Below are 11,775 nucleotides of genomic sequence, written 5' to 3' on the forward strand. Positions count from 1 at the left end.
TGTGAGCGCTTTCAGAATGCCCTGCGCTGGCAGACCAGTGAGCTGGTCACGTTCTTCAGACTCCTTACACGACCTTTTTCAGCGCCAGGACAGTCAGAAACCTAAGTTGTCGGCTACTGAATGGACAACCACGCCGAACGCTTCGATCTGTTTCACGAGACGCAGCCCTTTATGCAGGATTGGAAGTTGCCCAACGGAGCCCACGACCACCACTGGAGCCTTATTAGTAGTGAACATGGCAGCTACGCCACAAACTTCCTCTTTGGAACGAAGAAGCGGATAGAACCTCTTATTCCGGAGAAGCAAAGGGGCAGCACGAGTTACGACTTGCTGGGCGAGATTGCTCCGGCACAGGCAGCACGATTCCTTCTTCAGCACCTTTCCTTTTCCCTGGGTGGGCGGACTACCGGTGTAGCGGAGTCACAGGCTGACTCGCCATCGGCTTCTGTAGCGCTGGTCCTCGCTCAGGGGGACGACTTGCACGAAACCTTTTGCCTGAACCTACTGCCCTACTCAGCCAGCATGATTGAGGAAGATTTGCCTGCCTGGGAATGGATGGCGAAGGAAGGACAGGCACGCTTCACCGGCAAACACGTCATGCGGGGGTATGCGGACCGCTACACCTGGATGGCGCGAGGCGTTCGCCTTCAGCTTGACCCAGCTTCTGGGCATGTGGGATGGCTCGCTTATGGTGGCGGCGTCTCACCCATCACAACAGCACAGGGACAGTACCTCGAACCGATGGCGGCGTATCTACCACCGGGGAAGGAAGGTGAGGCCCTGCGGTCCGTGCGTCTTGATCCCGACAAATTGTTGTGGCGGGATTTGACGGCTCTCTTGCCAGGTTCGCCCCACCCACCGCTTACGGTGGCAAACGCAGCGCAAGTGCTGGAACGGGTTCGTTTCGGCTCATTTCAGGGCGCACCGCAGAAGATGAGTCGAGAGGAGCGGCTGGCACGTCTCCGCGAAAAAGGCCGGAAGTATGCGGGAGCCATTCCCCTAAGCGTCTTTGGCTTGGCCCGGAGCCAGCAGAAAATTGATCTCTACCGGCATGAGGAATTCACGCTTCCTGCCACCTTTGTGGATGATCCCCAACGGTTTACCAATCTTGTGAACGCAGCCTTAGAAGCGGCGGAAACAGTGGGGCTCGGCTTACGCCGCGCAGTGCGTTTGCTGTGCTGGTTCATTGTGACGACAGAGGCGGACAGGGGACAGGGACAGCGCTCAGCCAGTGACCTGGCGAAACTGGCGCAATTTCTGGGCGATCTTCCCGAGAGCGAAGGGGAACCTGCGTATAAAGGTAAGGAGGTGGCGAAGAAGGTGGCGCGTCTCTCTCGGCAACTGGAAACTCTAAGCCGTTACTGGTCCGTTCTAGAACCCGACTTCCGTACCTTCCTCTTTCATGCCGACGAACCGGCTGCGCTCCCGATTTGGCATCGGGCCTTGCTCAGGGCTGCTGATGACGGGTGGAAATTGGCCTTGGAGGGCGTGGGGAACGACGCTCCTGCTCTCCGTGCCGCCGCACATGCAAGTCGCTTCCTGAGCCGTCAGCTTAAGCCCATTCGTCAGCAGGCACAGATGGAGGTTCCCGCATGAGTCGCCCATCAGGTGCGCCCAACTTGGCACAAGAGCGTGAATTCTTCACCCACCTGAGCCGGTTCGAGCGTGGAAAATTAGCTGAATTGCGCCGCACGCTCTCCGATGACCAGCCCGGCGACAGCGGGCAATGGCTTCAGCGCTACATCTTCCTGTCCGGCCTGGAGCGGGGCAACCGCCGGATGCAGTTTCTGGTGGCGGGGCTGTACGCCCTGATCGAGCGCCCCCACGACGATGAGACCGAGGAGGAAGCGCAGGAACGCGCCGCCCGCGAGGGCCAGTCGCTGGGCTGGCTGCTGGGCACCCTGTACCGCGAGCAGGGGGAGCGCCCCAGCACCGAGAAACGCTTCCTGGCCCTGCTGGACGCCGACGAGGAAGCCCTGCCCTACCAGCTGCGGCAGGCGGTGTCTCTCCTGAAGGGCAGCGACGTGAAGCCCGACTGGGCGCAACTGCTGCGCGACGTGAGCGGCTGGAGTGTGGACGGCTGGGGCGACGATACCCGCCGCCGCTGGGCCAACGACTTTTACCGCGCTGCCCTCCCTCCCCGCCAGAAGGCGGAAGCCGAAGACACCGCCGAACCCGCAGCCAACCCGGAGGAAACCCCATGAAGGCCCTGCTCGAACTGCACCTCATCCAGAACTTCGCCCCCAGCAACCTCAACCGCGACGACACCGGCAGCCCCAAGGACGCCTACTTTGGCGGAGTGCGCCGCGCTCGCGTGAGCAGCCAGAGCTTTAAACGGGCCATGCGTATGGATTTCAAGGAACGTGGGCTTCTCTCCCCAAACGAGTTAGGTCAACGCTCCAAGAGGTTCTTGGATGAACTGACTGGACGCTTAATGTTAGAAGAGAGTGGATTTCCAGAAGCTCAAGCTCGTTATTTGGCAGAGGGTCTTTTGGCCCTAAATGGAATTTCTTTCATCGAAGGCAAGCCCGGTGAGGGAGAGGAGTCGCGTTACAAGGAAGAGTACCCAGCAGATTTTGCACGCTCAGAGGCACTAGCATTCCTCAGCTCTGGGATGTTGGATGAACTTTCTCAACTCCTGAAGTTGCACAAAGTAGAGGCAGAAGCGGCAGCTGAGGTGATGCGAAAGTACCGCCAGTCTAAGCGGGGAGCCTCCGGTTATAAAGGTGGCATCGGAAAAGACGACAAGAAGAAGCTGCGCAGTGCTGTCGAGAAGGCGCTAGGAGACATTTCTAAGGAAGTTTCAAAACTGATTGACGGCAAGTACGCCGTGGACATCGCCCTCTTCGGGCGGATGCTGGCGGACCTGCCTGACAAGAACGCCGACGCTGCCGCGCAGGTAGCCCAAGCCCTGGGCACGCACGCGATGGGCCGCCGCGAGTTCGACTTCTACACGGCGGTGGACGACCTCAGGCCGGGGGACACGGCGGGCGCGGACATGCTGGGCACGGTGGAGTTCGGCAGCGCCACCTTCTACCGCTACCTGTGCATCGACCTCGCCAAATTGCGGCAGAACCTGGGCCGGGATGACGAACTGATGCTGCGCGGCCTGAAGGCCCTCTTGTACGCCAGCGTCTACGCCGCGCCCACAGGCAAACAGAACACTTTTGCGGCGCGTAACCTTCCCAGCCTGATTTCCACCGTGATCCGGCAGGACGCCAGCCCCCGCAACCTCGCCAACGCCTTTGAGGTGGCGGTCAAAGCCAGGGAAGGCGGCTATGTCGGGCCCAGCATCCAGAAGCTGGCGACCGAGTGGGAGCGGCAGGAGCGTATCTTCGGCCAGGGCGGACGCGGGCGGTACGTGAACGCGCACGACGAGTCGAACGTGGAGGCGCTGGGCGAGCGGCAGGACAGTGTGGAAGCCCTGATCGGCAGCGTTCTGGACGACGTGCGCGCGGTGCTGGGCCAGCTGGGGCAGTGAGGAATGGCGACCTTGCTGATCCGGCTGGTGGGGCCGATGCAGGCGTGGGGCACCCGCAGCCAGTTCGACGACCGCGACACCGAGGCCGAGCCGAGCAAGAGTGGGGTGCTTGGCCTCTGCGCGGCAGCCCTGGGCATTGACCGCGCCGAGCCGATTGACCACCTTGCCGCCCTACGTTTTGGCGTGCGGGTGGACCGCGAGGGAGTGGTCCGGACCGATTACCACACCGCGCAACTCTTTCCCGGCGAGCGCAAGGCAAACACCAGCGTGACCCGCCGCGCCTACCTGGCGGACGCCGCCTTCTGGGCCGCGCTGGAAGGAAAACGATCCCTGCTGGAAGCCCTGGACGCCGCCCTACGCAATCCCTACTGGCCCCTCTCGCTGGGCCGCAAGAGCTTTCCGCCCGCCGAGGCCCTCTGGCTGGACGGCGGGGTGCGGGACGGTGAACTGCTGGAAGTCCTGCGCTCGGCCCCCAGCCTGCGAGGCGAGCGAGACGACGCGGGTGCGCCCTACCGGTTCGTGGTGGACCGGGATGCGGTGCTGGGCGACACCCGCCGCCTCTCGCCAGGTCTGCGCCGCGACGATCCCACCGCCCCCTTTGCCAAGCGCCGCTACGCCCTGCGCGACGTGTGGATGTTCAGCGAGGCCCCCCTCGCGTTGCAGGAGGTGGGCTGATGTACCTCTCCCGCCTGTGGCTGAACGAAGCCCACCGTCAGGCAAACGCCGACCTGCGCAGCGCCTACGGGCTGCACCAGTCGCTGCGCTGGGCCTTTCCCGGTGCGGGCGAAGCGGGCGGCCCCCTGCCGGACGGCGAGCGGCTGCTGTGGCGCAACGATGCCGAACAGGGTCTGCTGGTGCAGAGCGTCACCCATCCTGACTGGCAGGCGCTGGAAGACCGTTGGCCGGGGTACCTCCGGGACGCCCAGGTCAAACCTCTGGACCTCTCGGGCCTGCGGGAGGGCGAGCGCCTGCTGTTTCGCCTGCGCGCCAACGTGACCGCCAGCCGCTGGCGCGACGGCCAGGACCGCGCGGCCGACCCCCGCACCAAGCGCGAGGCCCTACGCGGCGCGCGGGAGCAGCTGGCCTGGCTGGAGCGCCAAGGCGAGCGCGGCGGCTTTGGAGTGCCCGGCGCGGACATCGTGCAGAGCGGCAATGTCCGCCTGTACAAAGCGCGTGGGGGCACGCCCATGACCCTCTTCGCCGTGACCTTCGAGGGCCTGCTGACGGTGGACGACCCGCTTCGGCTGGCCCAGACCGTGCAGGGGGGCATCGGCAAGGCCAAGTCGCTGGGCTTCGGCCTGCTGAGTCTGAGCCGGGGGTAAGCCATGACCGGAGAGAGTCAGGCCATCGTGTGGAAAAAACAGAACCTGCGCGAGTTGCCGAAGTTCCGCGACGGCACGTCCTACCTGTATCTCGAACACAGCACCCTGGAGCAGGACGGGCGCAGCATCCAGGCCTTTCACCCCGAAGGCATGGTCACCATTCCCTGCGCCAGCCTGGGCGTGCTGCTGCTGGGCCCAGGCACCAGCGTGAGCCACAGCGCCATGAAGGCCCTGTCCGACACCGGCTGCTCGGTGCTATGGGTGGGCGAACAGGGCGTGCGACTGTATGCCAGCGGCCTGGGCGAGTCACGCAAATCCGAGCGTCTGATGCGCCAGGCCCGGCTGTGGGCGAGTCCCCGCAGCCGCGAGCGGGTGGTGCGCCAGATGTACACCATGCGCTTTCCCGAAGGCCTGCCTGGGAACCTGACGCTGCAACAGATTCGCGGGCGCGAGGGAGCGCGGGTGCGGGACCTGTACGCGCGTTACAGCCAGGCGCACGGGGTGAAATGGCAGGAGCGCAAGTACAACCGGGGCAACTGGGACGCGGCCAGCCCCATCAACAAGGCGATCAGCAGCGGGACGGCGTGCCTGTACGGCCTGGCGCACGCGGCCATCCTGAGCTGCGGCTACAGCCCGGCGCTGGGGTTCGTGCATACCGGCAAGCAGCTCAGCTTCGTCTATGACGTGGCGGATCTCTACAAGATGGAAGTCGTGATGCCCGTCGCCTTTCAGGAGGCGGCCCGGGGCGGCGACGAGATTGACCGCCGGGTGCGCCTGGCCCTGCGGGACCACATGAAGCAGTTGCGCCTGCTGGAACGCATGGCAAACGACCTTCTGACCCTGCTGGACGACCGCCACGACGATGACCCGGAGGACGACGACGTGGGCGAACTCTGGGATCCGGAGGGCAACGTCCAAGGAGGAATCAACCATGATCGTGATGACCCTTGAGCGCGTGCCGCCCAGCCTGCGCGGCGAGCTGACCCGCTGGCTGATCGAGGTGCAGACGGGCGTGTACGTGGGGGCAGTCAGTGCCACCGTCCGCGACCTGCTGTGGGACAAGGTGGTGCAGCACGCCCGCGCCGGCCGCTGCACCCAGCTGTACCGGGCAAACAATGAGCAGGGCTTTGCCATCCGCATGCACGGCGAGGGGCGCCGGACGCTGGTGAAGCTGGAGGGCTACCAGCTTGTGGCCGTCAGGGACGCCCGGTATGAAACACTGAAGAGGGACTTCCAACCTCCCGAGGAGCTTGAAACTTTGTGAAATGAATTACGCTGAGTTGAAGAGACTTCGGCGGTTGCAGCGTAAGGGTTTGTGCGTCGTTTGAGAGTGTTTTCCCCGTGTAGGCGGGGATGTTCCGGACGGACAACGGGTCACGTTCGACGTGGGCCCGTTTTCCCCGTGTAGGCGGGGATGTTCCGGACATTGCCCTGGCCCACTGGCTGACGGGCGAGTTTTCCCCGTGTAGGCGGGGATGTTCCGCCTCCTGGGGGCCTCTGAGGGGCAGGGCGGCGTTTTCCCCGTGTAGGCGGGGATGTTCCGGTCACGCGGCTGGGGCTGCGGATGTCCAGCCGGTTTTCCCCGTGTAGGCGGGGATGTTCCGCGGGCATAGCCGGCCACCCGGTTAGCCTCGCGTTTTCCCCGTGTAGGCGGGGATGTTCCGGCGTCGCCAATGGGCCGCAGAACCGCGTCAGCGTTTTCCCCGTGTAGGCGGGGATGTTCCGCTCATGGAGGATACGGCGGCCTTTGTCGCCCTGTTTTCCCCGTGTAGGCGGGGATGTTCCGGGCACCGGGCCGAGGGCCAGCCCCAGCACGGCGTTTTCCCCGTGTAGGCGGGGATGTTCCGTCACTAATTCAGGAAAACTACGTCCTGGCGCTGTTTTCCCCGTGTAGGCGGGGATGTTCCGGTCGGTGACGTACTCATAGCCGTTCGGCGTGGTTTTCCCCGTGTAGGCGGGGATGTTCCGGTGGGGCGGGGCGGGGGATGGGTGCGGGGAAGGTTTTCCCCGTGTAGGCGGGGATGTTCCGAATCAGCTCTCGGCATTGTCAAACCTCAGCGGGTTTTCCCCGTGTAGGCGGGGATGTTCCGGGATAACGCTAACCTTTTATGTAGAGCCGCCCGTTTTCCCCGTGTAGGCGGGGATGTTCCGATGCGCCACTGATTGCCCATCAGTGGCGCTGCGTTTTCCCCGTGTAGGCGGGGATGTTCCGCTCATGAGCCTGGAACAGACCAACGCCGAGGGGTTTTCCCCGTGTAGGCGGGGATGTTCCGCCCGCGACTGACCAGCCCGCGAAGACTGGCGTGTTTTCCCCGTGTAGGCGGGGATGTTCCGGGCAGGCCGCCGAGGACCGCCGCAGCAAGCTCGTTTTCCCCGTGTAGGCGGGGATGTTCCGGTGGTAGACACCTTCTCGCCGTCGGGCTGATTGTTTTCCCCGTGTAGGCGGGGATGTTCCGATAGATCCCGTGCGGGTCCCGGTCGAGCTCGAGTTTTCCCCGTGTAGGCGGGGATGTTCCGGATGCCCGGACGTGCTGCACCGCCACCGCGCGGTTTTCCCCGTGTAGGCGGGGATGTTCCGTACGAGTACCGCTGCCTGATTGACCGCTTCAAGTTTTCCCCGTGTAGGCGGGGATGTTCCGTCGTGCAGGGGCAGGGCGCGCCACTCCACCGCGTTTTCCCCGTGTAGGCGGGGATGTTCCGCGCACCTGCTCACCGCCGCACCGGAGCGCTCAGTTTTCCCCGTGTAGGCGGGGATGTTCCGTCGCTGGGCATTAACCCGCTGCCCACCAACGAGTTTTCCCCGTGTAGGCGGGGATGTTCCGGCCGCATTGATCGAAGAGGGCTTTGACGTGTAGTTTTCCCCGTGTAGGCGGGGATGTTCCGGACCCTGCCCCACCAGAGTGGGCCACAACGTAGTTTTCCCTGTGCAGGCGGGGATGTTCCGAGGTCATGATTATCGTGGATGGGCTTCTAACTGTTTTCCCCGTGCAGGCGGGGATGTTCCGATGAACGCGGCCCAGCAGGCCGGCATGATCGAGTTTTCCCCCTGTAGGCGGGGATATCCCGGGTGTTCTGCGGCAGCTCCTGCGCGAGGACGTGTTTTCTCCGTGTAGGCGAGGATGGTCCGCCGCAGGAACAGGTGGAGTCATCATGAGCGCCGTTTTCCCCGTGTGGGCGGGGATGGTCCGGCGGGTCCGGCGTGAGCGACCTCACCGACCTCGTTTTCCCCTTGCAGGCGGGGATGTTCCGAATTCTTCGATAGTTTGACGTATGGTGACCGAGTTTTCCCCTCTGTGCAGGGATGTTCTGGACACGGCGGCTGCGCGGTTTTCCCTACCCACACAAAGGCCGCCCTGACGGGTTGCCATACACCGCGGACCCACGACCCTTATGGTAACCGCAGCGGCCGCCCACTGACGAGGAGCCACGCCTCGTCGCTGGCGGCCGCCGCACGCTGGTTCACCCAGCCCAGCAGGTCGCGGTAGCGCCGCGCCAGGACGTTGTCGGGCACGATGCCGAACCCCACCTCGTTCGTCACCAGCACCGTCAGACCGCCCCGGACCTGGGCGGTGGCCAGCAGGGCGTCGGCCGCTGCCAGCACCGCTTCGTCGGGCCAGTCGGCCAGCATCAGGTTGCTCACCCACAGGCTCAGGCAGTCGAGCAGCACCGCAGGGGTCGAGATCGCCGCCAGCGCCCCCGGCACCGCCAGCGGCTCTTCCACCGTGGCCCAGGCGGCGGGCCGGTCACCCCGGTGACGGGCAATGCGGGCAGCCATCTCGTCGTCAAAGGCTTGGGCGGTGGCCAGATAGGTCACCGGCAGGCCGCTGTCTGCCGCGCGCCGTTCGGCAAAGGCGCTCTTGCCGCTGCGGGCGCCGCCGGTCACGAACACCAGGGTCATGCCCACACCGCCAGCAGGTCATCCAGCAGTGTGGGGTCCAGGCTGGCCTGCACCCGGGCCGCAATGGCGTCCAGGCGGGCGTCCAGCGTGGGCAGCCCTTCGGGCACCGGCAACCCGGCCCAGCCCAGGAAGCGTTCCAGATATCCCGGGTTTTCCAGCAGGCCGTGCAGGTAGGTACCGCGCACGTTGCCCTGGCGCCACAGCAGGCCCGGCGCCAGTTCCTGCACCCCGGGGCCCGCAACTGTGCGGCCGTGGTGAATCTCGTAGCCGCGCAGGGTCAGCCCCGTCTCGGGGTCGCGGAGGGTGGTCTGTACCGTCACCTTGTCGGCGGCAAAGGTGGTGCTCAGGTCCAGCAGGCCCAGGCCCGGCGCGTGGTGACCACCTTCGATGCCCAGGTCGTCGTGCAGCGCACCGCCCAGCATCTGCAGCCCCCCACAGATGCCCAGCACGGGCACGCCCGCGTGGGCCAGCCGGGTTACCGCCCCTGCCAGCCCGCTCGCGCGCAGCCAGGCCAGATCGGCGGCGGTGCTCTTGCTGCCGGGCAGGATGACGGCGCGCGCCCCTTCCAGTTCGGCCGGGGTGCTCACCCAGCGGGCCAGCGGCCCCAGCGGCGCGAACTCGTCAAGGTTGGACACCCGGGGCAGCCGGGCGATGGCCACGAAGCCGTCCCCGGGCTCCTGTGGGCGCGGCCCCTGGGCCCACAAGCCGTCTTCCTCGGGCAGGGGAATGTCCAGCATGGGCACCACGCCCACGGTGGGCACGCCGGTCTGGACATGCAGCCATTCGGGCGCCGGCGCCAGCAGTGCCGGGTCTCCCCGGAAGCGGTTCAGGATGAAGCCGCGCAGCAGCGCGCGTTCTTCGGGAATCAGGCAGTGCCACGTGCCCAGCAGGTGGGCAAAGGCGCCGCCCCGGTCAATATCGGCAGCCAGCAGCACCGCTGCCCCCACCTCGCGCGCCACCCGCATGTTCACAATGTCCGAGTCGCGCAGGTTCACTTCCGCCGGGCTGCCGGCCCCTTCAATCACCACCACGTCGTAATCGGCCATCAGGCTGTGTAGCGCCCCCTGCACGTGGGGCCACAGGTGCGCCTTGCGCTCGCGCCACGGCAGGGCGGTGATCTCTGGGCTGACGCGGCCCAGCAGCACCACCTGCGAGCGGGTGTCGGCCTCGGGTTTCAGCAGCACCGGGTTCATTCGCACGTCGGGCGTCACACGCGCGGCGGCGGCCTGTACCAATTGTGCGCGGCCCATTTCCAGGCCCTGCGGGGTGACCCCGGCGTTGTTGCTCATGTTCTGGGCTTTAAAGGGCGCGGCGCGCACCCCGTGATTCGCCAGTAGGCGGCACAGGGCCGCCGTGAGGTAACTTTTGCCCGCGCTGCTCGTGCAGCCCTGCACCATGATTGCTTGAGCCATCTGCGCCTTCTTATAGCGGCTCTGACTGCACCGGTTGGGCCAACGACTCAGAGCGGGAACCACATGACCTGAAGGTGAACCCCTCGGGTCATGTGTGGCGAGCGGACTTGCAAAGCTGCGGAGCAGAGCGAGTCACCGCGACAGAGAGCGTTTGGCGTGGCGTTCCTGGGCAGAACGGCAGACCGCTGTCAGGCGAGATGGACAGGATGGAGCTGGCCGCCCGACCTGCTTCCGAGAGGTAGTGGGGCGTCAACTTTGGTTAGCTAAGTTCGTTGGATAAAGGCGGGCCAACTTTTGTCTGGCCATTGCGGTGGAAAAGGTCCAGTTCACGCCGCGTTTCTGACGGTTGCGTTCGGCAACCCACGCTTGCACCTCGTCGTGCAGTTCTTCCTTTGACCCGATCCGGCGATCGAGACATTGCTTGCTCAGCGCCGCAAACTCGATCTCGACGGCATTGAGCCAGCTGCCATGCTTCGGCGTGAAGTGGAATTCTAATTTTGACGCGATGCGATGCGCTTCCGCGGCACCAAAGGTCTCATAGAGCACACCTTTGCTGTGGGTACTGAGGTTGTCCAAGACCAACCGAATCTTGGTGGCTGCTGGGTAGAATTCGTCGACCAGACGCTGCATACAGCGAGCAAAATCCGCTTTCGTGCGGCGCTCAGTGACGTCCAGCCAACGTCTGTTTCCCTTAGGCTCCAGGTAACCGAAGAGATTTGCAGTTCCCCGACGTTCATATTCATAGTCATACCGAAAGGGTTGTCCTGGCTGCAGAGGAGTCGGCTGCACCACATCGGCGATCAATTGACAAGGCCGCTCGTCGAAGCACACGACTCGGAATGCCGCGTCGAACGGCTCGGCATACAGGTCGAGGACGTGTTCCATCGCGGCCACGAACGCGCCATTCTCGCAAGGCGGAATCACCCACTGTTCTTTCAGGTGCGGTTTGAGTTTGTTTTTTCAGTGTTTTCCGGACGGTCTCGTGACACAGGTGTGGGACGTAACCAAGTTCCACCATCTTGTCGGCCAACAGGCGAAGGGACAGCCGCGGCTGTCCCTTTTCTCGGGTACAGGCGAGTGCGATCAAGTGCGCCTGGGTGCGTTCATTGAGCACATGGGGCTTCAGATTCTGAGGATGCAGGTGATGGAGAGCAGCGTCTAGTCCTGCCTCAACGAACCGCTTGCGCACACGGAACACTGTGTGCGTGCAAATCTCCAACTGCGCTGCAATGGCCTGGTCACGGAGCGCTGGACCATGCTGGTCGGCTTTCAGCAGGATGCGGGCATGGGTCAACTGGCGAGCAGGGGCGACACCCGCCTTGAGCAGCCCTTTGAGACGCGCTTGCTGCTCGGCTTCAAGGCGCACAGCGTATTTCATGCTTGAGGGTACGCCTGTTGTATGGGGAACGCGGTGAAATGACCGTAAGGCGAGGAAAGAATCCTGAGCGGAATAGATCTCAAAGCTCAGCAGCAGCCTCGTGATGCTGATCTGGCAATTGGCAAGCCCCTGTTGATCAGCCGCAACCTGGACCACGCGCCCATCACTCAGGAGTTGCACCTTGTATAGCGGAGTGAATAGCCGTGCTGGTGGAGAAATTCCTCGTTCTTGAGGAAGGTTCGGAGCAGGCGGTTCAAATACACGCTCGGCATCACCGTCATCAG

The 11,775-nt window shown here is 64.4% G+C and carries 10 protein-coding genes, 1 pseudogene and 1 CRISPR repeat array; of the genes and pseudogenes, 7 read left to right on the top strand and 4 right to left on the bottom strand.

Annotated elements, in window-relative coordinates:
• Positions 1-120: 120 nt before the first annotated feature.
• Genes casA through cas2e form a run of 7 tightly spaced genes read left to right on the top strand, consistent with a single transcriptional unit; the run spans position 121 to position 6,067 of the window.
• Complete coding sequence (gene casA / locus KMW22_RS18990; RefSeq protein WP_221091596.1) at positions 121-1,596, top strand: type I-E CRISPR-associated protein Cse1/CasA; 1,476 nt, start codon at positions 121-123, stop codon at positions 1,594-1,596.
• Complete coding sequence (gene casB / locus KMW22_RS18995; RefSeq protein WP_221091597.1) at positions 1,593-2,204, top strand: type I-E CRISPR-associated protein Cse2/CasB; 612 nt, start codon at positions 1,593-1,595, stop codon at positions 2,202-2,204. The genes casA and casB overlap by 4 nt, the downstream gene beginning before the upstream one ends.
• Entirely contained in the window at positions 2,201-3,481 is a 1,281-nt protein-coding gene (gene cas7e / locus KMW22_RS19000; protein ID WP_221091598.1) for a type I-E CRISPR-associated protein Cas7/Cse4/CasC, read from the top strand. The genes casB and cas7e overlap by 4 nt, the downstream gene beginning before the upstream one ends.
• A 3-nt stretch (positions 3,482-3,484) precedes the next feature.
• Positions 3,485-4,156, top strand: coding sequence for a type I-E CRISPR-associated protein Cas5/CasD (cas5e, locus tag KMW22_RS19005; RefSeq protein ID WP_221091599.1), 672 nt, complete (start codon positions 3,485-3,487; stop codon positions 4,154-4,156).
• On the top strand, positions 4,156-4,803 hold the full coding sequence (gene cas6e / locus KMW22_RS19010) for a type I-E CRISPR-associated protein Cas6/Cse3/CasE (RefSeq protein ID WP_221091600.1): 648 nt from the start codon (positions 4,156-4,158) through the stop codon (positions 4,801-4,803). Before cas5e ends, cas6e begins: the two co-directional genes overlap by 1 nt.
• A gap of 3 nt (positions 4,804-4,806) precedes the next feature.
• Entirely contained in the window at positions 4,807-5,754 is a 948-nt protein-coding gene (cas1e, locus tag KMW22_RS19015; RefSeq protein ID WP_221091601.1) for a type I-E CRISPR-associated endonuclease Cas1e, read from the top strand.
• Positions 5,735-6,067, top strand: coding sequence for a type I-E CRISPR-associated endoribonuclease Cas2e (cas2e, locus tag KMW22_RS19020; RefSeq protein WP_235693145.1), 333 nt, complete (start codon positions 5,735-5,737; stop codon positions 6,065-6,067). Before cas1e ends, cas2e begins: the two co-directional genes overlap by 20 nt.
• A gap of 68 nt (positions 6,068-6,135) precedes the next feature.
• A CRISPR array of direct repeats spans positions 6,136-8,052; the repeat unit is 29 nt; unit sequence GTTTTCCCCGTGTAGGCGGGGATGTTCCG.
• A gap of 139 nt (positions 8,053-8,191) precedes the next feature.
• On the opposite strand, the gene cobU is transcribed toward cas2e, so the two are convergent.
• From cobU to KMW22_RS19520, 4 genes and pseudogenes are all read right to left on the bottom strand, one after another.
• Complete coding sequence (cobU, locus tag KMW22_RS19025; protein ID WP_221091602.1) at positions 8,192-8,701, bottom strand: bifunctional adenosylcobinamide kinase/adenosylcobinamide-phosphate guanylyltransferase; 510 nt, start codon at positions 8,699-8,701, stop codon at positions 8,192-8,194.
• Entirely contained in the window at positions 8,698-10,113 is a 1,416-nt protein-coding gene (locus KMW22_RS19030) for a cobyric acid synthase (RefSeq protein WP_235693146.1), read from the bottom strand. The genes cobU and KMW22_RS19030 overlap by 4 nt, the downstream gene beginning before the upstream one ends.
• Before the next feature lie 249 nt (positions 10,114-10,362).
• The gene (locus tag KMW22_RS19515; RefSeq protein ID WP_328774766.1) at positions 10,363-11,037 is read right to left on the bottom strand and encodes an IS630 family transposase; all 675 of its coding nucleotides are present in this window, start codon (positions 11,035-11,037) and stop codon (positions 10,363-10,365) included.
• Positions 11,038-11,134: 97 nt separating this feature from the next.
• Positions 11,135-11,491, bottom strand: a pseudogene (locus KMW22_RS19520) (helix-turn-helix domain-containing protein); the annotation flags it as partial.
• Positions 11,492-11,775 lie beyond the last annotated feature (284 nt).

Origin of the sequence: Deinococcus aquaedulcis (assembly GCF_019693445.1) — a bacterium.
In the GTDB taxonomy this organism is placed as follows: domain Bacteria; phylum Deinococcota; class Deinococci; order Deinococcales; family Deinococcaceae; genus Deinococcus; species Deinococcus aquaedulcis.

What these genes read in the sequence shown, in the direction of transcription:
- KMW22_RS19030 (WP_235693146.1), bottom strand. Translation starts at nt 10,113, where the DNA reads ATGGCTCAAGCAATCATGGTGCAGGGCTGCACGAGCAGCGCGGGCAAA.
- casA (WP_221091596.1), top strand. Translation starts at nt 121, where the DNA reads ATGGACAACCACGCCGAACGCTTCGATCTGTTTCACGAGACGCAGCCC.
- cas7e (WP_221091598.1), top strand. Translation starts at nt 2,201, where the DNA reads ATGAAGGCCCTGCTCGAACTGCACCTCATCCAGAACTTCGCCCCCAGC.
- cas2e (WP_235693145.1), top strand. Translation starts at nt 5,735, where the DNA reads ATGATCGTGATGACCCTTGAGCGCGTGCCGCCCAGCCTGCGCGGCGAG.
- cobU (WP_221091602.1), bottom strand. Translation starts at nt 8,701, where the DNA reads ATGACCCTGGTGTTCGTGACCGGCGGCGCCCGCAGCGGCAAGAGCGCC.
- cas1e (WP_221091601.1), top strand. Translation starts at nt 4,807, where the DNA reads ATGACCGGAGAGAGTCAGGCCATCGTGTGGAAAAAACAGAACCTGCGC.
- casB (WP_221091597.1), top strand. Translation starts at nt 1,593, where the DNA reads ATGAGTCGCCCATCAGGTGCGCCCAACTTGGCACAAGAGCGTGAATTC.
- cas5e (WP_221091599.1), top strand. Translation starts at nt 3,485, where the DNA reads ATGGCGACCTTGCTGATCCGGCTGGTGGGGCCGATGCAGGCGTGGGGC.
- cas6e (WP_221091600.1), top strand. Translation starts at nt 4,156, where the DNA reads ATGTACCTCTCCCGCCTGTGGCTGAACGAAGCCCACCGTCAGGCAAAC.